General features: G+C 36.8%; 18 protein-coding genes. 6 read left to right on the plus strand and 12 right to left on the minus strand.

Annotated features, from left to right (window positions below; genetic code table 11):
• Positions 1 to 4: 4 nt before the first annotated feature.
• The gene (locus tag ACFIML_RS04070) at positions 5 to 1,777 is read right to left on the minus strand and encodes an SLC13 family permease (RefSeq protein ID WP_375687440.1); all 1,773 of its coding nucleotides are present in this window, start codon (positions 1,775 to 1,777) and stop codon (positions 5 to 7) included.
• A 354-nt stretch (positions 1,778 to 2,131) separates the two neighbouring features.
• Here ACFIML_RS04070 and ACFIML_RS04075 point away from each other — a divergent pair, with 354 nt between their 5' ends.
• Both ACFIML_RS04075 and nhaA read left to right on the plus strand, forming a co-directional pair.
• Complete coding sequence (locus ACFIML_RS04075; protein WP_375687442.1) at positions 2,132 to 3,838, plus strand: hypothetical protein; 1,707 nt, start codon at positions 2,132 to 2,134, stop codon at positions 3,836 to 3,838.
• Positions 3,839 to 3,986: 148 nt separating this feature from the next.
• Positions 3,987 to 5,348, plus strand: coding sequence for a Na+/H+ antiporter NhaA (nhaA, locus tag ACFIML_RS04080; protein ID WP_375606439.1), 1,362 nt, complete (start codon positions 3,987 to 3,989; stop codon positions 5,346 to 5,348).
• A gap of 1,210 nt (positions 5,349 to 6,558) precedes the next feature.
• On the opposite strand, the gene ACFIML_RS04085 is transcribed toward nhaA, so the two are convergent.
• Positions 6,559 to 7,815: an aspartate kinase gene (locus ACFIML_RS04085; protein ID WP_375606440.1), complete on the minus strand. Its 1,257-nt coding sequence runs from the start codon at positions 7,813 to 7,815 to the stop codon at positions 6,559 to 6,561.
• Between the two features lie 188 nt (positions 7,816 to 8,003).
• On the opposite strand from ACFIML_RS04085, the gene ubiG reads away from it, so the two are divergent.
• Positions 8,004 to 8,747 (plus strand): bifunctional 2-polyprenyl-6-hydroxyphenol methylase/3-demethylubiquinol 3-O-methyltransferase UbiG, encoded by a 744-nt coding sequence (gene ubiG / locus ACFIML_RS04090; protein WP_375606441.1) that lies wholly within the window; start codon positions 8,004 to 8,006, stop codon positions 8,745 to 8,747.
• Positions 8,748 to 8,764: 17 nt separating this feature from the next.
• Here the strand turns inward: ubiG and grxC are convergent, their stop codons facing one another.
• Positions 8,765 to 9,022, minus strand: coding sequence for a glutaredoxin 3 (gene grxC / locus ACFIML_RS04095; RefSeq protein WP_375606442.1), 258 nt, complete (start codon positions 9,020 to 9,022; stop codon positions 8,765 to 8,767).
• Positions 9,023 to 9,068: 46 nt separating this feature from the next.
• The gene (locus ACFIML_RS04100) at positions 9,069 to 9,854 is read right to left on the minus strand and encodes a ComF family protein (RefSeq protein WP_375606443.1); all 786 of its coding nucleotides are present in this window, start codon (positions 9,852 to 9,854) and stop codon (positions 9,069 to 9,071) included.
• Between the two features lie 196 nt (positions 9,855 to 10,050).
• Between ACFIML_RS04100 and ACFIML_RS04105 the strand changes: the two genes are divergently transcribed.
• Complete coding sequence (locus ACFIML_RS04105) at positions 10,051 to 10,929, plus strand: methyltransferase (RefSeq protein WP_375608569.1); 879 nt, start codon at positions 10,051 to 10,053, stop codon at positions 10,927 to 10,929.
• A gap of 7 nt (positions 10,930 to 10,936) precedes the next feature.
• Here ACFIML_RS04105 and ACFIML_RS04110 read toward each other — a convergent pair whose 3' ends face one another.
• From ACFIML_RS04110 to ACFIML_RS04120, 3 genes are all read right to left on the minus strand, one after another.
• On the minus strand, positions 10,937 to 12,292 hold the full coding sequence (locus ACFIML_RS04110) for an L-cystine transporter (protein WP_375606445.1): 1,356 nt from the start codon (positions 12,290 to 12,292) through the stop codon (positions 10,937 to 10,939).
• Between the two features lie 1,968 nt (positions 12,293 to 14,260).
• Positions 14,261 to 15,634 carry a glutamate--cysteine ligase gene (locus ACFIML_RS04115; RefSeq protein ID WP_375606446.1) on the minus strand — a complete coding sequence of 458 codons (1,374 nt, stop codon included), beginning with the start codon at positions 15,632 to 15,634 and terminating at the stop codon, positions 14,261 to 14,263.
• A 59-nt stretch (positions 15,635 to 15,693) separates the two neighbouring features.
• Positions 15,694 to 16,437 (minus strand): 16S rRNA (uracil(1498)-N(3))-methyltransferase, encoded by a 744-nt coding sequence (locus ACFIML_RS04120; protein WP_375606447.1) that lies wholly within the window; start codon positions 16,435 to 16,437, stop codon positions 15,694 to 15,696.
• A gap of 237 nt (positions 16,438 to 16,674) precedes the next feature.
• Here ACFIML_RS04120 and ACFIML_RS04125 point away from each other — a divergent pair, with 237 nt between their 5' ends.
• On the plus strand, positions 16,675 to 16,818 hold the full coding sequence (locus ACFIML_RS04125) for a hypothetical protein (RefSeq protein ID WP_375606448.1): 144 nt from the start codon (positions 16,675 to 16,677) through the stop codon (positions 16,816 to 16,818).
• Between the two features lie 319 nt (positions 16,819 to 17,137).
• On the opposite strand, the gene ACFIML_RS04130 is transcribed toward ACFIML_RS04125, so the two are convergent.
• Positions 17,138 to 19,018: an AsmA family protein gene (locus ACFIML_RS04130; protein ID WP_375687444.1), complete on the minus strand. Its 1,881-nt coding sequence runs from the start codon at positions 19,016 to 19,018 to the stop codon at positions 17,138 to 17,140.
• Between the two features lie 297 nt (positions 19,019 to 19,315).
• Here ACFIML_RS04130 and folD point away from each other — a divergent pair, with 297 nt between their 5' ends.
• Positions 19,316 to 20,215 (plus strand): bifunctional methylenetetrahydrofolate dehydrogenase/methenyltetrahydrofolate cyclohydrolase FolD, encoded by a 900-nt coding sequence (gene folD, locus ACFIML_RS04135; RefSeq protein WP_375606450.1) that lies wholly within the window; start codon positions 19,316 to 19,318, stop codon positions 20,213 to 20,215.
• A gap of 60 nt (positions 20,216 to 20,275) precedes the next feature.
• Here folD and edd read toward each other — a convergent pair whose 3' ends face one another.
• The 4 genes from edd to ACFIML_RS04155 form a co-directional block, all read right to left on the minus strand.
• Positions 20,276 to 22,099, minus strand: a complete 1,824-nt coding sequence (gene edd, locus ACFIML_RS04140; RefSeq protein ID WP_375606451.1) for a phosphogluconate dehydratase — start codon at positions 22,097 to 22,099, stop codon at positions 20,276 to 20,278.
• Between the two features lie 55 nt (positions 22,100 to 22,154).
• A complete protein-coding gene (pgl, locus tag ACFIML_RS04145) occupies positions 22,155 to 22,907 on the minus strand; it encodes a 6-phosphogluconolactonase (RefSeq protein WP_375606452.1) in 753 nt (250 codons plus the stop codon).
• Positions 22,908 to 22,917: 10 nt separating this feature from the next.
• On the minus strand, positions 22,918 to 24,390 hold the full coding sequence (gene zwf / locus ACFIML_RS04150) for a glucose-6-phosphate dehydrogenase (RefSeq protein WP_375606453.1): 1,473 nt from the start codon (positions 24,388 to 24,390) through the stop codon (positions 22,918 to 22,920).
• A 119-nt stretch (positions 24,391 to 24,509) separates the two neighbouring features.
• Positions 24,510 to 25,799 (minus strand): NAD(P)/FAD-dependent oxidoreductase, encoded by a 1,290-nt coding sequence (locus tag ACFIML_RS04155; protein WP_375606454.1) that lies wholly within the window; start codon positions 25,797 to 25,799, stop codon positions 24,510 to 24,512.
• Positions 25,800 to 25,802 lie beyond the last annotated feature (3 nt).

A 25,802-nucleotide genomic window follows, 5' to 3' on the forward strand; every position in this document is an offset into this window, starting at 1 on the left:
TATCTTATTGTAATGGCCAAACCCACATAAGCATTGGAACAGCAATAATAACGATCAACACCGCCAATGGAGCACCCAAACGTGGATAATCACTAAAACGGTATCCTCCTGGCGCCATCACGAGCATATTGCTTTGATGTCCGATAGGTGTAAGGAATTCACAACCTGCACCGATTGCAACAGCCATTAAAAAAGCTTCAGGCTTATAATGGAGAGAATGAGCAAAACTTGATGCAATTGGTGCTACCATCATCACTGTTGCTGCATTATTCAAAAATGGCGTAACCAACATAGCTGTCACCAACATAAGCGCTAAAGCACCGGATGGCGGGAAAAATATTGCCAATTGGCTCAGCCATTGACCAATGAGCTCCGTACATCCTGTTTTCTCTAACGCTTCACTCACTGGAATAAGAGCCGCTAATAGTACTAATATTGGACCATCTAATGCCTGATACAAATCACGCGCTGGCAAAACACGAAAGATCACCATTGCAGCAGCAGCAGAAAAGAAAGAAAAAGCAACTGGAACAATATGAAAAGCTGTAAAAATAATTGCTATAAATAAAATAGCCAAAGATATAAAACCATGTCGTAAATTTCCAAACACAATATTTCGTTTTGCTAGGGGTAAGCATTTCAATTCCCTTAACAAATTTGGAATAACTGCATCCTGTCCTTGCAAAACAATCACATCTCCAAGATGGAAAATAATATCATCAAGTCTTCCCCGCACCCTTTCATGCTGACGACTTAACGCAAGCAAATTTACATTATAGCGATCAAATAAGGAAAACTCTTTCGCACTAATACCGATAAGAGGTGAATTATGGGTAATGACGGCTTCAATAATATCAATATCACTGTCCTTATCACCTGCAGCAATAGTTCGCCCTTTAGAAAACTCTAAACGAGCAGAGTTCATCACGCTATCTAACCCTGTATGTGATCCTTCCAGCAAAATAATATCATTTTCAGACAAAACAAAATCTGGTAATGGTGAAATAGATACTTTGTTTCTGATGATTTGAATCACCATAACATCACCACTTGATGGCTTAACCAAATCAACAATATTTTTCCCCACAATCGGTGAATTTATTGGGACATGCACCTCTGCAACATAATTACGAATATCAATGGCATCATCAAATGATACACCTGAACGTACACGCACAGGCAAAAGCCAATAAAACAAGACCAAATATAAAACACCAGCCGTCGCAATAACCGCACCAACTGGTGTAAAATCAAACATTGTAAAAGGTGTTCCTGCTAAGCGTTCTTGCATCGCTGAAATAACAACATTGGGAGATGTTCCTATCTGTGTCATAAGCCCCCCCAATAAAGAACCAAAGGCCATGGGCATCAAAAAGACAGAAGGAGAAACCTGAGAACGACGAGCAAACTGAAAAGCTATCGGAAGCATAATAGCCAAAGCACCAATGTTTTTAACGAACATTGATAACACGACAACAGAAATAACCAAAAAAGCTAATTGAAGACGCACCGATTTCACATCTGGCCATACCCGTTGAATAATAAATTCCATTATACCAGAGCGCGATACGGCCGTACTGACAACAAACACACTCCCCACGATAATAACGATATCATTACTAAAACCGCTAAAAGCTTCCTTCGGACTGACAAGACCAAGAGCACAAGCTATTAATAACGTACAAATAGCAACAAGATCATAACGAAATCGATCCCAAATAAAAACAACCATCATGAGACCAATGATCGAAAAAGCCATTATTTGATTTTCTGTCATAACACTTACCTCTCCCCATTAAATTATAATGAACAAGAACATATTTTTTATGTTTTAAATATTCCTATAAACAGCAGCAAGATAAAAGCAGACATCGAAATATTTTAGGATAATTTTAAAGTGATAAAAAATTATGATGCGCATAAACTTGCCTCTCCTTATTATGCGTGCTTTTCTATAAAGTGCTGAACCCAAAGAAAATTGATAAAAGTTGATAAAGCTATATTGCAAAAAAGATGAGAATAACTCTAATATAGAGCGTAGATAATTGTTGAAACTGGTACACGCTATATTTAAACCTTTGTCGTTGCTTAAAAGAATTTATCTTCACTCTCAATTCAAAGAGTGATAAAAATGAAAGAAGAAAGAATGGTCAATCTTAATAGTGGGTATCAAAGTAACCTCAGATATTGGCTCACTTGCATTATTGGATTTGTTGCTATCTTGGCAATTATAATGGTTGGTGGATTTTATATTGCAAAACCCTATCTTGACAGTTTTGTAAGAAAAGAAATAGCCCGTCATTCCATAAAAGCCGAAACATCTGAAGTAAGCATTCTAGGTAAAATCAATTTGAAGAATGTGACAATACCTGTTCCAGCTGGTACATCACTTAAAATTGGTGCCATTTCTGCCCGTCCTCCTCTTTCCTTTATTCCTGGAAATTTCACACTCTATAATGTTGATTTAAAGCATAATAATATTCATGTGCAAATTCCCCAAATTTCTCTTCGAAGTGTATCTTTAAAAGAAAAAGATAGAACGATAACATCACGTCTTTTACAATCAATGATGCGTATTGAGCTTTCCTCAATTATTGCTCCCAATATACAACTTTCTATAGAAAATAAAAATAAGCAAATAGAAACGGTTGAAGTCAATAATTTCCAGCTTTCTGATTTTAAAAATGGCCATATCCGTTCAGTTAGTATCAAAAGTATGGATCTTAAAACAGTTGCAGTCAATGGTGCCAAACAGATGCAGATTATGGCTAAAAGTGATACAATAAAAGCCCATGATATCGACATCAACTACACCTATTCTATCATCTTTGGAAAAAACAATACTCTCAATCAAGGTAAAACCGTTACTGGTCCCATTGCTCTGAATAATATAAGCGTTGATATTTTTGAAGAAGCAGAAAAAAACAGCTCTTTCTTTCTCCAACAGTTTAAAACATCTGGTTTAAAGATGAAGCCACTTGAACAAACTCCTGAAAAATTGATCAAAGCTTATCTTAATGCAAGAAAAGAGAATAATAAAACCGCTGAAAAAATAGCACAAAATGGTCTACTTCTAAACATATTGCTCGCCATTACCTCAGCCGATGCCAAAGTTGATAACGTCACCGTTGATATACCACAGTTGAAAGCAACACTCGAATCATTCCAATTCAAACCAAGCTTGTGGAAACAACCTATCCCTAAAAAACTTTTTCTTTCCCTCAATAACCTTTCCGTTTTACCTAAAAACATGAATGAAAAAGACTTAGAACTCTTCAAAAATTTGAACTTTGAGCACTTTAACATTTCAGGAAAAATTGATATTTCTTATGATGAAAAAAAACGTATGCTCTTTCTTGATGCAATGTCTTTCGATATGAAAGACGTTGGATCTGGGTACATATCAGCCAAGGTTATTGATGTTGATGAAAAGCTTTTTTCTGGTCAGAAAAATGTAATGATTGCTGCTTCTCAAGACCTTGGCATCAATGAAATTGATCTACAATATAAGGATGCAGGTTTCATTGATAAGCTTTTTTCTTATCTTGCGCAAACTCTTAATGACAGCAAACATGATCTTAAAAAGGAACTCTATGACGATTTCTATCTAATGATGACGCAGACCCCTAACATTCTGTTAAAAAATCATGACGAAGCAGAAAAAATTTCAAAATCCTTAGGTGAATTTGCTAAAAATCCGCAAACATTGAGCGTTAAAATTAAAGCAAAAGATAATAAAGGGCTCACAATAATTGATCTCGAATCTGCTTTACAAAATGATCTATCCAAGGCTTTAAGCAAAGTAGATCTCACTATTAAAAATGAAGCATCGCCTTGAACATTTTGTGCTTTAAACATGATGATCTTGTCTATAAATTAAGAACTTTATTCCTCTTTTTGCTTTTATATGATACAGAAGGCTTCACATAGAGTCATTTACATAAGAGAATATAGAATTATAAAATTGTCGATACTTGGAGTTGTTCATGTCTGATTTATCTTCAAATCGCTTGCCTAATCGCGCTTCTCGTGTCACCAATCAAGCGCTTTCTGCTATCGAGCGTTTTCTCCATATTGAAGCTCTTAGTGGTATTGTTCTTTTATTAGCTGCTGCTTCTGCACTCATTTTTGCCAATTCTAAATATGCTGATCTCTATGAATCTTTTTGGCATACACCTCTTGGTTTTAATTTGGGGCATTTCACTCTTTCATGGGATTTGCATTTTTGGGTTAATGATGCTCTTATGACTATTTTTTTTCTCGTTGCAGGAATGGAAATCCGACGCGAGATTCATGAAGGTGCTCTTGCCGATTTTAAACAAGCAATCTTACCAATTGTTGCTGCAATAGGGGGTGTTTGTTTCCCTGCAATTATTTATTTTATCTTCAACTTTAATGATGGGCATATACATGGTTGGGCCGTACCAACAGCAACAGATATTGCCTTTGCTCTCGGTATTCTTGCTCTTCTTGGAAAAAAAATTCCTTCTAATCTTCATATCATTCTTCTATCACTCGCGATTATTGATGATATTATAGCTGTTCTTATTATTGCTTTTTTCTACTCAACAAACATTGATCTTAGTGGTTTAATGATTGCAGGAGCAGGTATTGCTCTAGTGCTATTCTTTCAATGGATTGGGCTTGCATCAGCATGGCTTTACATTTTACCTGGTGCAATCATCTGGTGGGGTTTAATGGTAACAGGCGTTCATCCATCACTTGCTGGTGTAATTTTAGGGATGATGACTCCCGTTTTTCCTACTCGGACTCTTGTAGCGCCACTCACCACGCTCAGCAATGCTATGCAAATTCTTCAAGAAAAAAATATTAAAACAGATCTCCATCATATTTCAACCGCATTGAAAAAAATGCGCAAAGGACAGCGTGCCATAATTGCTCCAGTAACCCGTGTTCAGAAAGCATTGCATCCATGGGTTGCATACGGTGTAATGCCGATTTTTGCCTTTGCAAATGCAGGAGTAAGTTTTGCAAACTTTGACCTTTCTTCCGATAAATCATTCTTGATTGTTCTTGGTGTTGTTATTGGGCTTTTCATCGGTAAGCCGCTTGGCATTATCACTGCCAGTTATCTAGCTGTAAAATCAGGTCTATGCCGCCTCCCTCCTCATATGACATGGACAGGTATTTTACTCATTGGTTTTTTAGCAGGAATTGGCTTTACAATGTCTATCTTTGTTTCAATGCTTGCTTTTAAAAATATTATCCTTCTTGATGCTGCAAAAATTGGAGTACTTTGTGGCTCTGGTTTATCTGCTCTTATCGGTCTAGGATATGGATTTATTTATATTAAGCGCAATAAAGACGTTGCTCATAGTTCCCAATAAACTAATTAAAAATAGACTTTTATACGAGCTTTTTAAAAAGTGATTCTATTCATTTGTTGGATTTGGACAATATTGAACGTAAAAGCCGTTGTTTTACCTCATCTTTACATCTATGAAGATGTAAACTGACATCATCATATTATTTGCCAACCTCTCATGTTGCAACAACTTTTGACACTTGAGAGAATTCGTAAGAGACGTTTTTACTCCTTTCTTCAATAAAGTTTACTCACATACCAGTCCCACTTGTAGCGTATACAGAAATAATTTTAATTGATTTAATATAAAGGGATTTGTGATAGGAGAAGCGATCTTTCGTCAAAGCTATTATCCACTATGAAGAAACAATGAATTCCTATTATAAATCAATATGTTATATTTAATTATAACGAAAAAATAAGAAACAATAATTAATAGTAATGTAAATAATATATCTTCATTTGAAGCTATCATTAAGATCTTGGCTACTCAATGCACATGAATAAGGTATATTGAGTTAATCAACACAAAATAACTTTCTCACCATAACTGTGTGTATAAAAATCATAGAGAGTTGTTTCAAACACCTTAACTCCATCATCACAATTCTTACAAGCTTCTGTTTTTATAATAAAGTATATAGACGTTAATTTATTGAAATAATATAAGTTTTTTACTGCCCTTTATAGCCACAACAGTTCTTCCAACCTCACCTATCACTTATAACGTCAACATAGCAAGCAGACCCAATAATTAGTTAAGTAATCCCGTAGCTCATTTTTCCAACAAATCCATCTTTTCGTTACTGACTTTATTGTCAGTATTATCAACAGCTTTAATCCTAGCCTTCTTTAAAAAACATATTATTTTTTGAGCAAATATATTTTTAAGGATCATTTGTCGTCTTATCACTCGGGTAAGAAAGCAAAATACCGGAAGGTTTCCTTATTTCAAAGCAAAAGTTGCACAATATTGGAAACTGAAAATAGCCTTAGTGCGGCTCACTTTCTCCTTTATAAGCGTAAAGATGAGTATTGATTTTTACCTTTACAACTTCATAGTCTCCCAGTGTTAAACTGTCTTCCCGTTTTCAAGATCACGAATAAGTTTAAAATGAGAGCATTTTGCTGTATTGAATAGTTCTCATTTAAGTTCAAAATATAAGTTATCCTTAATAAAAATTATTAATATATATTGATGTCATTGAAACTTTATTGGAGCTAAAAAATGCTCACCCCTTATCAAGAGCATAAACAGCATGTAATGTTCTAACCGCAAGTTCAGTGTAAGCACTATCAATCAAAATAGAAATTTTAATTTCTGAGGTCGTGATTGCTTGAATATTAATACCCTTTTCAGCCAAAGCCTTAAAAGCTGTAGCAGCAACACCTGCATGGCTGCGCATTCCAATACCAATCACAGATACCTTGGCAAGATCGCTTTCAAATTGGAGAACATCAAATCCAATTTCTTTACGATTTTTCTCAAGAAGTGCAACAGCTTTTTCTACATCTGCTGATGGTACCGTAAAAGTCATATCAGTTTTTGAGCCATCTTCAGAAATATTTTGCACAATCATATCAACATTAATGCGCTCTTCAGCCAAGGGGCCAAAAATTGCTGCCGAAATCCCTGGACGATCGGCAAGCCGACGAAGGGAAATTTGTGCTTCATCCTTAGCAAAAGCAATACCAGTAACATTTTGTTGTTCCACAATTTCATCCTCATCGCAAATAAGTGTTCCAGAAGAACTCATTGGATCCTCCATGCCTAAAGCATCAGGATCCTCAAAACTTGAACGCACAAAGGTACGAACCTTATGAACCATTGCCAATTCAACAGAACGAACCTGTAAAACTTTTGCACCAAGAGAAGCCATTTCCAGCATCTCTTCAAAAGCTACCTTTGGTAAACGACGCGCTTTCGGTTCTATACGTGGATCCGTTGTATAAACACCATCCACATCCGTATAAATATCACAGCGATCAGCTTGTACAGCCGCTGCTATAGCAACAGCACTTGTATCTGATCCCCCACGTCCTAAGGTAGAAATTCGATTATCCGGAGTTACCCCCTGAAAACCAGCAATAACAGCAACCTGACCTTCCTGAAAACGCTCTATTAAAAAAGATCCGTCAATATCAGTAATACGTGCACGGCCATGCGCATTGTCTGTATGAATAGGAATTTGCCAACCAAGCCATGAACGTGCATTCACGCCCATTGTTTGAAGTGTTAAAGCCAACAAACCAGAAGTAACCTGTTCACCAGCAGCAACCACAACATCATATTCACGAACATCTCTATGTATAGGCGAAGCATCACACGTCCACTGAACAAGTTCATTGGTTTTACCAGCCATCGCAGATACGACAACGGCAACCTCATTACCTGCATCAACCTCTCTTTTGACATGCCTTGCAACATTATGAATACATTCAATGTTTGCTACAGATGTTCCACCAAATTTCATGACAATGCGCGCCATTAATAATACTCTATCTTTACATCTCTTATCTCAAACGGTAACGAGAATAAGATGTTCTATCAACTAATCATTTACTCGACATAGCGAATATCTATCATTTGTGCAAGTTTCATTATGATTATATTAATTTCTCTTGACTTTTTATAAAAAAACTTGACGTGATCATTAAAAAATAAAAGGAAAGCAAAATGATAGATAAAATGCGGACAACTATTGATCAAAGTGAAATTGATCACTTTTCACGTATTGCTACAGAATGGTGGAATCCACAAGGAAAATTTCGACCTCTTCACCAATTTAACCCAACACGCCTTGCTTACATCAGAGAAAAAATCTGTTTAGAGTTTAATCGTGACCCTGTTTCACTTACACCCTTTGAGAATTTGAAAATTCTTGATATTGGCTGTGGAGGAGGCTTGTTATGTGAACCAATGGCACGTCTTGGCGCTATGGTCGTAGGCGTTGATGCTTCACAAACGAATATTGAAGTCGCAAAAATTCATGCAACCCAAAATGATCTTTTAATTGATTACCGTACCACTACGGCAGAAGCACTCGCCAACGAAGGAGAGAAATTTGATATCATCCTTAATATGGAAGTTGTTGAACATGTCGCTGACGTTAATCTCTTCATAGAAGCTACAGCAAAAATGCTGAAACCACAAGGGTTGATGTTTGTCTCGACACTCAACCGTACATGGAAAGCATGGGGGCTTGCTATTGTAGGCGCTGAATATATCCTACGTTGGCTTCCTAAAGGAACACATGATTATAAAAAATTCCTAAAACCTCTAGAACTTAAAAATTTCTTATCACAAAATGCTCTAGCTGTCATTGATGAGATAGGTATTACTTATAACCCATTAAACGACAGCTGGAATCGCTCAAAAGACATGGACGTTAACTACCTCCTTCTCGCAAAACGGTCTTAAGAATATCTCATTTACAACTATTGTATGCCTTGTAATAAAGAATTGAGCTTTCCCTCAGCCTCTAAAGCATAAAGATCATCACAACCGCCAACGTGATAATCACCTATAAAAATTTGCGGAAATGTATTACGTCCATTTGCGCGCTGTACCATTTCTTGGCGACGGGATGTAGAAGCATCAATATCTGTATATTTTACGCCTTTTTTATCAAGTAAATCACGAGCTTTTATGCAATAAGGACAACCGGGACGTGTATAAATTATTATCTCTTTCATAATAGTTTCCTCCAATATTTTTTATAATATTCACTTCAAGTTTCTCTTAAGAAGAGGGATAAATAGAATCTTCTTTGAGGACACGCGAAAATGTTAGCACATCAACCTGTCGTGCACCTGCATCTTTTAATGCAGAGGCTGCTGCCGTAACTGTTGCACCCGTTGTAAAAACATCATCAATCAGTAAAACAGAACATCCTTTAAGGTATTTTTTAACCTTATGCGAAACCTTAAAAGCATTTTTTACGTTAAGTTTTCTCTCTCTTGAAGAAAGACTAACCTGCGGACGGGTATGCCGACAACGAACAAGCCACCCCGGTTTTAAAAGCTTTTTTTGTGATTCTGCAATATAACGTGCAAGCTCAGCAGATTGATTATAACGCCTCTCCCAAAAACGACGAAAATGCAATGGAATGGGGATAATAACATCACAATCATCAATAACCTCGCGTCCAGCAAACATCATCCACTTGGCCATAAATGATGCCAATTCTATATGATCACCATATTTTAAACGCGTTACTAAAGTTCGTGCAAGCCCCTTATGAACAATGACCGAGCGAACACGTGAAAAAGGATAAGAATTACGAAGTGCTTCACCACTGAGAAACCCCTCCCCCATATCACAAACAAAAGGAGTCCCCATAACAGGACAATAAGGTTTTGTGATAAATTGAAGTTCTTTCCAACATTCGGAGCAAATCGTACCATAAGTAGAAACATTTTGCTTACATCCAGGACAAATTGGAGGATAAAGCATTGTTTTCAAGCGTTCAATGCATTTACTTAGTATATCGTTGCTATTTAACGCCGCTTCTCGAAAGTACAACATTATAAATCTAGGCTTTTACAAGTTCCCCGTAGAACAAAAGTTCCTTTGTATTTCCTCAATTTATAATTTTAATTCCTTTAAAAACTCTTACCTTCTATAAATTTATTTTCTTTCATATTATAAACTTGACAGAGCTTGCACAAATAATGAACCTTTTCAAAATATATTCTTTCATAGAGAGAAAGTGTTCTACAATATGTCGCATCCTTTAATTTTTGATCATAACCGCATTGAACAATTCCGCAAACGCGCTTTCCAAAAAGCAAAAAAAGGATATGACTTTTTACTCTCTCACACAGCAGAAGATCTCTATAAACGTCTTAGTACTGTTGATCGCCTCTTTACATTAGCTCTCGATTTACACAGCCATACAGACCTTGCTGCGCAAGCTTTAATGAAGTCTGGAAAAGTTTGTTCCATAGAACGTATTGAAACCGATACGCTTTATCAAAGCCATGATAAAAAATTTCATTTACGTCATCGAGAATTTCTTGATTTACCTCAAAGTTACTGTGACCTTATTGTTTCACTTCTTTCATTACAATTGACCAATGATACCCCTGGTGTTCTAAGCCAGATAAAAAATACTCTTAAACCAGATGGCTTATTTCTTGCTGTTATGGCAGGAGCTGGTACATTAAGAGAATTGCGCGAAAGCCTGCTGCAAGCTGAAAGTGAAATTTATGATGGAGCAAGCCCTAGGGTCTACCCTTTTGCCGACATTCGTGATGCAGGCGCTCTTTTACAGCGTGTTGGCTTTGCCCTTCCTGTAGCAGACGTTGAAGATATCACAATACGTTATAATACAATGTTTGATCTTATGCACGATCTTAAAGCTATGGGAATGCAAAATGCACACATAAATCGTTCACGACGCCCTGTATCCAAACGTTTTTTTCTCCGCGCAGCTGAAATCTATGCACAACGATTTAGTGATCCTGATGGACGTATTCGTGCACATTTTTCTTTCATCTGGCTCTCTGGTTGGGCCCCTCATCCCAATCAACAAAAACCCCTACAACCTGGTTCAGCGCAAATATCTCTTACAGATGTTTTACAATCTAAAAAAACATAACCTAAAATCATTTTTTTAAAATACTTTTATCCGTTGTTCGTAACATTTGACTGGTAATTGTTCCGGCTACCATTGAATCGCTCACGTTTAGAGCAGTACGTCCCATATCAATTAGCGGTTCAATAGAGATGAGTACAGCAACCAAAGTAACAGGAAATCCCATAATTGGTAAAACAATCAATGCAGCAAAGATAGCCCCTCCCCCCACACCAGCAACACCAATAGAACTCAACGTTACAATCCCAACAAGCGTAGCAATCCAAGTAGGATCAAGAGGATTAATACCCATAGAGGGTGCAATCATGGTCGCAAGCATCGCTGGATAAAGACCGGCACAACCATTTTGTCCAATTGTTGCCCCAAAAGAAGCTGCAAAACTCGCAATGGATTGCGGAACTCCTATCCACTGCGTTTGCGCTTCAATATTCAAAGGAATACTTGCAGCACTTGAACGACTGCTAAAAGCAAATGTTAAAACCGGTAAAACCTTTTTGAAAAAACGAAAGGGATTAATCCCAGAAATGCCAAGCAGTACACCATGAATACCAAAAATTAAGATAATACCGACATAAGAGGCAATAATAAAAACCAGTAAATTTAAAATATCTGAAATACGTGATATCGCTCCTACTTTCGTCATAAGAGCAAAAATACCATAAGGCGTCAAAGCAATCACTATACGGACCAACCGCATAATCCAAGCTTGTGCCACTTGAATAAATAAAAGCGCGTTTTCTCCTTTTTCTGGCTCATCTTTCTTTAAAAGAAGAACCGCTGCACCTAAAAATGACGCAAAAATCACAACACTGATAATTGACGTACGTTTAGCTCCACTCAATTCAGCAAATGGATTTTTAGGAATCATAGACAAAATCATCTTTGGTATATTCATATCTCCAAGTTGAGAAATATGACCTTCAAGAATAGCAGAAACATTTTGCCCTTCATGCACCAAACCATTTGCTGTTAATCCAAAGAAATTAACCACAAGCACGCCAACCAATGCTGAAAGAGCCGTTGTAAAAAGCAATATTGAAATTGTTATTATACTCATCTTTCCAACAGCATAAACAGAATGTAAATGAGCAACCGCTGAAACGATAGAGACAAAAACCAGTGGCATAACAATCATTTGTAACAATAAAATATAGCCTTCACCAACAATGTTAAACCATTCAACGGATTTCAATAAAGTGCCTTCACCCTCTCCATAAACAAACTGTAAAATACTACCAAAAATCAAGCCAAGGATAAGCCCTAGCATAACACGGAGTGAAAGACTCCATTGCATTCTCTTACTCTGAGCAATCCACAATAAAAAAATAACAAATAGAAATAAATTGATAAAAAAATTAAATGTCATTGTCTATGCCCAGTCTATATCCACTATTGTTTATGATTGATGTAAATAACATACATACCTCAAAATCAATGCATGATATTTGAAAGTTAAAGTATAAAACTTACAAGGTTTTTACAAAACCATTATTTTTCAATTTATAGATTAAAAGAGAATTTTTTATCTACTAATAAATGTTTAAAGAAAATAAATAAAATTATTTTCCTATTATTTAAATTTATACTCTCATTAAATAATTTAAAAAGAGAAATATAAACAGCACTCATAGCATCTTAATACTGAATAACTCCAACATATCTTATCACTCTAAATGCCCTTATCACTCTCTTTTGCTCTTTGAATTGAAAAGAGCTTTCCAAACAATGGTTAATTAATAATCGAACATTCATAACTTTTCTGAAAAATACAAGATCAAGCCACTCTTGCCAATTTTATGGACGGCACTCTCAACAATTTTGATCAGCACTTCAAATATAATTATTTTATGGATAACACCTTTTACACATTCTTTCTCTGCTCTCAATGGAAGCTTTTTTGTTTTTCGAAATTCTCTTTATAGACATGAAAATATGCCCTCTCAATAACAAAAAAATCTCAAATGTGAAGACTTCGAAAACCACAATACCTATAAAATGCAATACAACTAATAATATAAAACATTACTCAACACACCCTAAAACACAATACCAACAAAAATACCATATATCCTGTTGATATAACAAAACTAAATGATATCAATCGTCATCATAGACGTATTTAATATCGGTCTATTTATTGAAGATAAGGAGTTAAATTACTCATGAAGCGTACCATAACATTTATTGTTGTATCTTCTCTATTGATACTTTTGTTTGCTGTATTAATATCATTTGGATATACTAAAGTGAACGATTTGAATCCGTACAATGAACTTTATCAGTCAAAACCATAAAGACTTAGAATATCGTGAAAAAAAGGAAATAGCAAAAGAAGTTATAAAAGTCTTTCAAAGTAAGACAAAACCTGTTACATCTGTAGAATATGATAAGGTATGATTTTAAAAATATTTAATAGAATTACAAATTGAACCTCCACAATTGGATATTTTAAAGCATTATCACACAATACTTGCCTTTTGTGGACGTTTTGCTGTTGTTTGGCAAATAATCCAAAGATGAAGATCTGCTCACTAATCAAATACAATACTCATTTGATTCATTGAAAAAAGATGTTTTTCTCGCAAAACTTGCAGAAGACTTTCATGATCTGATGGCTGAATATGGAAAAAAATTTCTAGATTCTCCAACTCCCATTAACCGAAAAGAACAAATTATGCGTCCAGAGAAAATAATAACATGTAATTTCCTTACCCGTTTTAAAAATACAGCTATTGTCTGCATAATGACAGCGTAATTATATCGTATAATGATAAAAAAAGGGATAAGAATCCTTATAAGATCTGGCTAATAAAAAATGGAAGCAACAAAAAGTTAAGCAGCCCACTCTATGTTTAGCAAACAAAGTAAGTATTTGCAGCTTGCCTGTATAACAACTAAATTTTTGTATTTTGTTCCACATAAAAAATACTTCATATTCATATAAACATCGTATATTGAATGATAATAATTTAATATTGGATAAGATTATTAAACACAAATAATATTTTTATTCCTTTATTAAAAAGTGAAAAATATTGTTTTCAGACTTATTCATAAGCGTGATGAGCCAAGTGGATAAAAATATTTGATAACAAGCTAAATATATCTCTTATGATCCATCTCTAAGATAAAGATACAAGATTGAGGTTACGGAAATATCGTGACAGTATTAATCTGGATATAAAAATAACAGGGACTAAGAGATCTTTGTATTGTATGATTTACGAGACAATGTTGAAAGCAAGGGGAAATATTCTTTCTAAGATAAGTGAATGAATGAGCCACCACAGTGATATGCATTTTTAAAAAAGTACAAAATGTCTTTGCCTCAAATTTAATAAGCACATTCTAAAAATACAGGTTCTACAGACTCATTCCAAATAGAATAGTAATAGGACAACAATTTTTCAGCATCTGTTTGCCCCATTGCAACAACCTCTTCTAAAGGATTAAGAAAATTTGTTTCATCAAAACCATTCGCATCATACTGTTTGCGATTTTTTAGGCCCTTGCGTGCAATAGCAAGGGCTTGACGAGCTAATTCTAACAGAATGGTTTGACGAAAAGGAGTTTTTAACCCCTCTTTTGGAACGCGTTGGCGCAACTCTAAAACTTCTTCAAAACACCAATCTTTTGTCAAAGCCTCCGCCTCATTAAGTGCTTCTCTATCATAAAGAAGCCCAACCCAAAAAGCTGACAACGCACAAATACGCTTCCAAGAACCACAATCCGCTCCTCTCATTTCTAAAAATCTTTTTAAGCGGACTTCAGGAAATAACGTTGATAGGTGATTAATCCAATCTCCCATATTTGGAATTGAATTTGCAACTTGTCCTTTTAATGCTCCATTCATAAACTGACGAAACGTTATGTGTGTACAATCATAATAACGACCATCACGAACAACAAAATACATTGGAACATCAAGGGCCCATTCAACATAATCAGCAAAACCAAAGCGCTCAGAAAATATAAAAGGGAGAACCCCTGTCCTCTGATTATCCGTATTACGCCAAATTTCAGAACGCCAAGATAAAAAGCCATTCGGACGTCCTTCTGTAAAAGGTGAACTTGCAAATAATGCGGTCGCAATAGACTGTAACTTCATAGATACTTGCATTTTTTGCCGCATATCACTTTCAGATGAAAAATCAAGATTAACCTGAACCGTTGATGTGCGATACATCATATTAAGACCATTATGCCCCACTTTCGGCATATAATCAGTCATAATCTGATAACGTGACTTAGGCATTTTCGGCGTTTCAGCCAAAGTCCACTTTGGACTAGCACCAAGACCTAAAAAACCAATCCCTAATGGTTCTGAAATTTTCTTGAGAAGAGCTAAATGCTGCATCAACTCGTTATAAGTATGACCTATTGTTTTTAATGGTGCACCCGATAATTCAAATTGTCCCCCAGGTTCCAAAGAAATAGCCCCCTGATCACCTGATCCTACGAGCCCAATAATATTCCCTTCATCTAAAATAGGTTCCCATCCTAAAACGCTTTGCATCCCCTTTAAAAGCGCTCGGATTCCTCTCTCACCTTCATAAGGAACAGGAAGAAAACCATCTCTATAAAACGGAAATTTTTCATGTTCTGTACCAATACGCCAATCATCTTCTGGTTTATACCCCCCTTGGAAATAGCTAACCAAGGAATCTAAGTTATAAATTTCACTTTCATCGGTTATATCAAGCGCCATAACTTATCATATCCTATCATCGTCTTAAATGAATTGTTTAGAATGATTTTACAGACTTCTCAATCCATTGCCCAATCCCCCACGGTAGCATTAAGAAGAGCCAAAGCAGCGACAGCGGCAGTGTCAGCGCGTAAAATACGCGGACCTAATGATATTGGAACCACAAAAGGATGTTTTTTTAAAAAGCTCCGCTCTTCTTCACTAAACCCACCTTCTGGTCCAATGAGAACACCAGGTGTTGTAACGTCACGCTTTTTAAAAGAAGGTAATGGATTATGCGATTTATGCTCTTCATCACAAAAGAATAAAGGCTGTGTCTCATCCCACTGTGCTAAAAGTTCTGCTAATGATAGAGCAGATACGCATTCAGGCAGAGATAAAATGCCACACTGTTCAGAAGCTTCGATAACATTGGCTTCCATACGCGCCATATTGATACGCGTAACCTGCGTATGATGCGTTATAACAGGCTGCAAAATCGATACCCCCATTTCAACAGCTTTCTGCACCATATAATCCAACCGCGCGTTTTTAAGTGGAGCAAAGCAATAAATAAGATTAGAATGCCTCGTTTGTAATCTTTCTTGATGGATAAGCTGAACCACAACAAATTTTTTTTTTACAATGATAAGTTTAGCAAGCCATTCACCATCCTGTCCATTAAAAAGTAAAATTTCTGCTCCTTCTTTCATCCGCAAAACATGCACAAGATAAAAAGCTTGCGCCCCCTCTATCTTTATTTCTTCATTCAAAGCCAATGTCTGTCTAATAAATAATCTTTTAAGTTTATAATTTATGCGCATAAAAATCTTGCCAAAGCTCACTATCATCATCGAGAAAATGAAGAAAAATATATAACAAAAAGAAAAAAATATATCTATAGAACTATAATATATGAAAAATTTATAGAGTTTTTTTAGCTTTATGAGATGATAATAGGAACCTATCGGTCTTTAAGTGATTCTGCTTTCATAAAAGTTTAGATAATACACCGTTCATCTTTGAATTGGGTCATTGATGCATCCGTGGAGGAAAAAGATATGTCTGCTAAAAAAGCTACAATTATTACGATTACAACCCTCTTAGCCTTTATTTTGATTACAGTGGGAATTGGTTCTGTTGGAGCCGACGGGAAGCATACAGTTACCAAAGATGGCTATGGTATTTCTTCTGAGATTCAATAAGCACTGACCGACATCCCTTAAAAATTTAGTGTAACAAAATATTGCTAGCAACCTTCTAAGACTTGCATCAATATTATGAATCTCTTGTATTTAAAAGATTTTATAAGAAGCGTTGTTCTTCCTCTCTTCACTCATTTATCGACATACCAACCACGCTTATAACGTAGAGGACGATTTTTATGACTTTATCACGAATAGATTTAAAATGAGAGAATCTTACGATAGTGGAATTTCTTATTTAAGTTTAAAAACAACTTTAAATTGTAAACGGATGAGTTATAATTATAAAATAAAATGTTGTATAGACGAAAAACAATACTCAATCTGTATCAGTGGCTTTTGTAATTAAAAAATTACCATGATCTTGTCCTTTAGAGCTCAGAGAAAATGTAAAAGGCCATGTAAGGCTGTTAGCAAGGCATTGAACATCTTTACATAAAGTGTCTGATCTATAATTTTTTCGTAATTGTGCCTGTAGTATCAATTCATTCTGCTTCCCTTGAGAAATAGCAGTTGCAATAGCTCCCTGAATGGATAAACTCAAGTCTGCTGTATGCATCAATGACTCTGTCACTTTCATCACACCTTCTGAAAAGCTTGTCTGGATATTCCAGTGATCAAAAGTTGTGGAAAGAGAATCATCATTTGTTAAAAGAAATTGTTGTTTGTTTGAAAGTCTTGTTTGTAATTCATTCAAATCATACCCTAATAGCCGACCAGAAGACATCTTTAATGTTAATTCACTCTGCATTTTTGTAAAAACTTCCATCCAAGAATCAGCCAGTGTCTGTATCGTTGCAGTAAAATTCGTTTTGCTTTGTATAAATGGAATAAATCCTAAAGCTTCTAGAGCTTCCTGCATATCAATAGAAGCACCTGAAATATTTCCTCCAATACGCACTTTCTGTCCAACTGGCGTAACTTCAATATTACTTTGAATGGATCCACCCCAAATATTCGCATGCCCAAGATCAAAAATACCATGCCCATTTTTTATTTGTATTGCAGCAGCTAAATTTGTGAGTGAAATATTCCCTATTTTAGTTTGTGGTGCAGAAAGTCGTACATCCACCCCAATACAATCAAAATTTGTCATATCAAAAAATGAATTTTTCTTTTTGCTTGAAAAAAACATTGAGCCCAAAGTGCTAGAATCTAAGTTATCAAATGCTAAAGAGCCCATAATATTTGGTACAGAATCTTGGAAATCAAGTTCTAAAGCCCCACGCGCACTAGTTTGCCCCATCGTAAAGGTAACATTATTCATTTGGATATGCATTGGTTGCGCTAAAAAATGAGATTCCCATACAATGGGTATTTTTAATTTATGTCCCCAAAACTGATTCCCACCAATCCAAGACAATGTCTGATTCCATCCCGGAGAACGCATCGATACCTTTCCATCAAAAATATAATATTCAGATAACCGAGCCTGTCCTGTAAACGTTATTCCCCCACGCACAGAATTGAGACTTGCCTTAATCTGGCTTTTTCCTCCTGCAAGAAGCAGCAATGCTTGAGAAGCATCAATTGATAACTTTGTAAATTCTCCGCGCCAACGAGCATCTGCACGCAAGCGTACTTCCTCAGTCGATTCAGCCCAATCTAAAGTCGCATTTAATCCTGTTATTTTTTCTGCTACTCCCGAAAAACTATCGTGATACACAAGAACACCATTTTCAATAACAATCCTCCCAAAAGGTTGTTTCAAAAGATGCTCTAGCTCTGGATGTTCAGGATTATTTTTTAATATTTCACGCGCATTGCGTATTGCCAATCCTAATGCACCTTGTGAGCGAGAAAATCTATCAAAAAAATCTGCCATTGTTTCAACGGGCTTTTCCATAACAAATTGAGGACGCACAATCCGCGTCTCGGAAAAAGAAACATGCCCCCAAAGAAGATCTATTAAAGAAAGATCAACTTCTATTGATTCAGCTTCCAATAATGGCGTAACATCATCCATTTTTGATGTTAAAGTAACGCCGGAAAGAAATGCTTTAGGATAAGGGAAAAGATGTAACCGCGGTGGATCACGCAGTTGTACATTATAACCCGTCCATGCACTCAAATCCTGTGCTAAATGAATACGAATCGCATCTGTAGAGACAAGATAAGGTAAAACGAGAATCCCCACTCCAAATAAAAAGATAATTGTAATAAAAATTCCGCTCAAAAATTTTATTATTCTGATGTGCACAACATCCCTCTGCAGTTATCCCCCTATAACAGATTAAATACAAAATTAAATGATCGTTAAAAGATTTTTTATATCCTTATAATTCGCCTTATATCTTCATTATTTTTATTCTTTATCCAAAGTTTATTCAAACAGCAATGTTGCTGCTTCTTTATAAAGCAATTATTTAAAAGTCTTCTAAAACTATAAATCCACAACCTTATCAAACCATTCTTACCGTTATTGCTATAAAACTCTATCGTATCATTAGAAAATGCTTTACAAAAAAACAAACAGCCTTACCGAAAGGATCTCTGAATGAATAATATTATCGACGGGAAAAAACTTGCTGAAGAGATTATCGTAAAAGTTAAGGCCGAAACAACAAAGCTCCGCCGTCACTATAATATACAACCTAGTATCGCCGTTATTATTGTTGGAGATGATCCCGCAAGTCAAGTATATGTCGCCTCAAAAAATAAAAAAGCCGAAGAATGTGGGTTTCTTTCAATCAAACATGTCGTTTCCAAAGAAACCCAAGAAAAAGAACTACTTCAACTTATTGCAACATTAAACTCTGATCCAAAAATTCATGGTATTTTGGTACAGCTGCCTCTCCCTGCTCATATGAATACAAACCGCGTAACACAAGCCATTGCTTTTCAAAAAGATGTTGATGGTTTTCATTATATTAATGTAGGAAAACTCGCGGCAAATGCACTTGAAGATGCTATTATTCCCTGCACACCAGCTGGTGCCATGATGATGATTGAACAACAATGTGGGCAAGATTTATCTGGACTTGATGCTGTCGTTGTTGGACGCTCTAATATTGTTGGAAAACCTATGGCTGCCCTTTTAACAGCAGCCAATGCCACTGTGACAATTGCCCATAGTCGTACCCGTGACCTTGATGATGTGTGTCGAAGCGCTGATATTCTCGTAGCTGCTGTAGGCCGCCCACAAATGATTAAAAAAGACTGGGTGAAAAATGGTGCAATTGTTATTGATGTCGGTATTAATCGCGTTGCTGCACCAGAAAAAGGTATAGGGAAAACACGTCTTGTTGGTGATGTCGATTTTGAAAATGTAAAAGAAAAAGCTGCTGCGATCACCCCTGTTCCAGGAGGCGTTGGACCAATGACAATTGCCATGCTTATGGTTAATACACTCAAAGCCGCTGCGCGATCACACAATCTTCCTATACCAAAATTCTAAGAATTGTAACAATTCATTTTGCATGGTTTCATTGCACATGATTTACCATTTTTACATTCGTCATGTCATAAAAACAGATGCCCCTTGATCTGCACGATTAACGGATTGACGAAACACATGAAAAAGTTCGCGTCCAACACCATGTTCATTTTTTGAAAGATCAGGAGGCGTGGTTGTTCGCGCGTTAAATTTTGCTAAATCTTCCAAAAGAGTTAATTTACCCCCATGAACATCAAGGAAAACAATGTCACCATCCTGCAAACGTGCAATGGGGCCATTATCCACTGCTTCTGGTGTCACATGGATAGCAGCAGGAATTTTTCCTGATGCCCCTGACATACGCCCATCCGTTATCAATGCTACCTTTTGACCACGATCTTGTAAAACGCCTAAAATGGTCGTTAACTTATGAAGCTCTGGCATACCATTGGCTTTTGGTCCTTGATAGCGAATAACAGCGATAAAATCTTTATCATGCAACGCTCCAGATTTAAAAGATTTTTGTAGTTCTTCTTGATCATTAAAAACAAAGACTGGTGCTTTAATCTGCCAATACTCTGGTTTAACAGAGGAAACTTTTATAATAGCTGTTCCCAAATCTCCCGATAAAACGCGAATACCCCCTTCAGGCTGGAATGGTTTTCTCCATCCTGCTAACACCTTATGATCACCACTTTCCTTGAGAGCAGCTTCACGCACCACACGTCCATCAGCAGAAAGCTTCACTTCAATTGCATAAGCATTGAGATCTTGACCACAAACCGTAGAAACATCTTCATGCACTAAACCTGCCTCGATAAGCTCGCGGATAATAAATCCTATCCCCCCTGCTGCATAAAAATGATTGATATCAGCCAAACCATTCGGATAAATTCGCGCTAAAAGAGGCACAACGGATGAAATTTCTGCAATATCATGCCATGTCAACTGAATACCGCAAGCCGCAGCTATAGCAATCAAATGAATCGTATGATTGGTAGATCCCCCTGTTGCATTTAACCCTACAATGGCATTCACAAAAGAACGCTCATCAATGATCATACCAAGTGGACTATAATGATCACCAAGATCTGTCATTTCAAGTACACGTTTCGTGGCTTCTTTTGTTAAAGCATCACGCAACGGTGTATTCGCATTAATAAAAGAAGCTCCCGGCATATGAAGCCCCATCATCTCCAGTATCACCTGATTAGAGTTAGCTGTTCCATAAAATGTACATGTTCCTGGTCCATGATAAGAACGTGCTTCTGATGCTAGAAGTGTTTGACGATCTATTTTATTTTCGGCGTAAAGTTGACGTATCTTCGCTTTTTCATCATTACCTTGACCACTTGTCATAGGACCAGCAGCTATAAAAATTCCTGGTAAGTGACCAAATGTTAGGGCACCAATCAATAAACCTGGCACAATTTTATCACACACCCCAAGATACAATGCTGCATCAAAGACATCGTGTGATAAGCTTATAGCTGTTGCCATTGCAATTACTTCACGCGAAAAAAGGGAAAGCTCCATCCCCGCATTTCCCTGCGTAACACCATCGCACATCGCGGGAACACCCCCTGCAACTTGTGCAACACCACCAACCGTACGGGCCGACTCTTTAATTAAGTGAGGAAATTTTTCAAAAGGTTGATGTGCTGAAAGTATATCATTATATGCCGTGATAATGCCAATATTCCCAACGATATTTCCCTTCAAACGCTCTTTATCTATTGCACCACAAGCAGCAAAGCCATGAGCCTGATTGGCACATCCTAAAAAACTCCGTTTGGGGCGGTGAACTTGTGCTTTTGCAATACGATCTAAGTAAATTTCTCGTGTTGATCGAGAACGTTCATAAATCCTTCGTGTAACTGTGGCAATTGTCTTGGAAAGTGCCATATTTCTCTCCCCCTTTCATTGTTTCTTCCCCTCATTCATTGAGAGAGATTACGTTTTATTCACCTTGTGTCGCATATTTTGATTCACTTATTTCATTTTCTGCAGGCGACCAATAAACCTGAACGAGATGAGGGGAATTACGCAAAATTGCCCGAATAGGCATTTCTGTTTCAGCCCCATCTTGACAAGCTTCCTCAAAACAATCGCGTTTCTGAAGACCCTCGAAATGGAGAATAATGCAACGAGATTGCATAATAACTGGCAAAGTTAGTGAGAGTCTTGGTTCAACAGCACTCTTAGCATGAAGGGGTAAAACAAGTGCTTGTGTTCGTAAATCAAGCGCTTGCTTTAAACGATCAGCATCAGGAAAAAAAGAAGCCGTATGTCCATCCTCCCCCATTCCTAAAACAACAACATCAAAGGGTTTAGGCAAAGTATTAACACGACTCGCCGCTGAAAAAGCAGCAAGTTCAGCAGTAATTGCTTTATGATAAAGCCCTACAAAACGTGCTTTTTCTGCAAAATTTTGTAACAAATGACACCGTACCATATGTTCATTTGAACGTTCATCGTGTGTAGGGACAAAACGTTCATCGACCAAAGTGATAATGATCTTTTGCCAATCAATATCCGCTTTTGACAAATAATGAAAAAACAATTCTGGTGTTTTACCACCAGACACCGCTAAAACTGCTCTATTACGCTCAAGAACAGATATACTAAGCTCTGCGGCTACTCGATCTGCTAATGCCAAAGCTAAAGTCTGAGGGGTTTCAAAGTCTAAACGATCAATATTCATTCTATACATACTTATTGCTCTAAACTAAATTGTTCCATATACGTCCATCACGTTCTATGAGGCTCATCGAAGCAGACGGCCCCCACGAACCAGCGTTATAACTGTGAACAGGCTGTTTTATTGTTTCCCATCCCTCAATGATTGGATCAATCCAACGCCAAGCAGCCTCAACTTCATCACGACGCATAAACAGTGTTTGATCTCCACGAATAACATCCATTAATAAACGTTCATAAGCATCAGGATTACGTTCAGAAAATGCGGAAGCAAAACTCATGTCTAATGGAATGTGACGAAACCGCATACCGCCATAACTTGGATCCTTAATCATCAACCATTGTTTTACACCTTCATCAGGTTGGAGACGAATTACAAGCCGATTAGAAAAAATTTCATCTAAATCCACATTAAAAATATTATGAGGAATAGGTTTAAAAACGACAACAATTTCAGACATTCGCGTGAACATACGCTTACCTGTTCGTAAATAAAAAGGCGTATTGGCCCAGCGCCAGTTATCAATCTTAACCTTAAGCGCAACAAATGTTTCGCTCTCACTCGCTCTTCCCAGATCATCAAAATAAGACTCTACAGATATACCATTTGATAGACCAGAAAGATACTGCCCACGTACAGTATGCTGCCCTACATTATGGACATCAAGCGGTGTCAAAGAATGTAAAACTTTAAGTTTTTCATCGCGCACAGCATTAGCACTGTTGGTAAATGGTATTTCCATCGCAACCAAACAAAGTAACTGTAGCATATGGTTTTGAACCATATCGCGTAGAGCACCAGTGCTTTCATAGTATTCTGTACGCCCCTCTAACCCTAAAGATTCAGCAACGGTTATTTGAACATGATCAATATAATTGGAGTTCCATAGCGGTTCATAAAGTGTATTAACAAACCGCAATGCCATTAAATTTTGAACAGTTTCCTTCCCAAGATAATGATCAATGCGAAAGATCTGCTCTTCATTAAAGGCGCTTGCAAATACATCATTAAGTGAAATAGCTGTTTTTACATCGCAACCAATTGGTTTTTCAATGATAATCCGTGTTTGTGCTGTCACCAAATTATTTTTTCCCAACTTCATCGCAATATCAGTAAAAAGTGACGAACCAACAGCCAAATAAAAAGCTCGAATATCCGCTGAATCTTGTGACAGAAGGAGGGCTAAATCCTCCCATCCTCGGTTCGAGGAAACATCAACAGAAACATAGCTTAAACGTGCAAGAAAACGATTGAGTTCTGTTGAATTTAGATCTTTTGGATGGATATGTTTTTCTAAAGAAATGCGGACAAAATTTTGATATTCTTCACGACTTAGGGAAGTGCGCGAAACCCCAATAATACGTGTTGGCTCATTGAATTGCCCAGCACACTGACAATGATACAAAGCCGGCAAAAGTTTGCGCGACGCCAGATCACCATTGCCACCAAAAACAATACAATCAAAGGAAGAAACTGGAATAATTTTACGCACCATGAACTTGTTTATTTTCCATTCGATTATGAAATCCCATATCACTTATAAAAGCTTTCATCATTAAAGCAGACAGATACTAAATAAGCCATTAATTTTCTTCATTTCAAGCAATGTTTCCATTAAAGGCGATCCATTAAAGAAAACCAACGCATTGCTAAAAATATAAGCGGATAACGCAAAACGCGTCCCCCCGGAAAAGATGAAATCTTTAAGTCTTGGAAATAGGAAAAACGTTCATATTTTCCAGTTAACCATTCTGCGTATAATTTTCCCACGAAAGGAGCCAACATAACGCCATGCCCTGAATAACCACCACAATAAGTTATCCTTGAGAAAAGTTGGCGAACATAGGGCATGCGCTCAACTGTAATCGCTACCGTTGCTCCCCACCGATGGCTTAAATTGATAGAATGTAATTGAGGATAAATTTCAACAATTTGCCGTTTTATACGTTCATCTAAATTTAGAGGATGCTTATTATCATAACTTTCTACACCACCAAATAAGAGACGATTATCAATGCTTTTGCGAAAATAGCGAACCATAAAACGGGAATCATCAACCGATTCCCCCCCTATAAGAATTGAACTATGCTTTGGTAATGGATCCGTTGCTCCAATATAAGAGCGAATAGAAACAATATTTTTTTCAATAAAACGCTCCAGACCAAGTTTATACCCATTTGTTGCAAGTAAAACATGTTCTGCTGTTACACTGCCTTTTTCTGTTATCACTTTCCAATGGGCTTGCTTGCGCCTTATGGTCGTTACTTGTGATTTCTCATAAAGCTTAGCACCAGCATCTTGGGCTTTTTTTGCCAATCCAACAACCAATTTTAAGGGATTTATATGGCCGGTATCCGCATCATAAATACCACCACAATAAAAAAGCGATCCAAGTCGCCTAGATGTTTCAGCCCTATCCATAAAAGTAAGAGCCTGATAACCGTAACGTTGCATCACCTCAATATGCCGTTGATAAGAGAGAAGATCACGCCTTTTATGGGTCACAGAAAGTTGTCCTACTATCAAATCACACTGACAATCAGGCATCGCGCATAACGATAAAATATCTTTTTTAGCTTCTTCTGCTAAATCAAACAGAACCTTACTGCGCTCAAAACCATATTTTTTCTCTAATGTTTCTACCCACTGCCGTTGCCCCGTTCCTAATTGACCACCATTGCGCCCTGAAGCGCCATCACCAAAACGTGATGCTTCAAACAAAACAACATCCACTCCAGCTTTGGCTAAATGATAAGCAGCTGAAAGTCCCGTAAATCCACCTCCGATAATGACCACATCACACTGTCTGTATTCATCAAAACATGGATAAGAGGGGCGCTCTTTTAAAGTATCTTCATACCAAGAAATTCCTGGAGAAATTGGATTATCATCAATCGTTGTCATAAA

Origin of the sequence: Bartonella sp. AC62GZZY (assembly GCF_042196525.1) — a bacterium.
In the GTDB taxonomy this organism is placed as follows: domain Bacteria; phylum Pseudomonadota; class Alphaproteobacteria; order Rhizobiales; family Rhizobiaceae; genus Bartonella.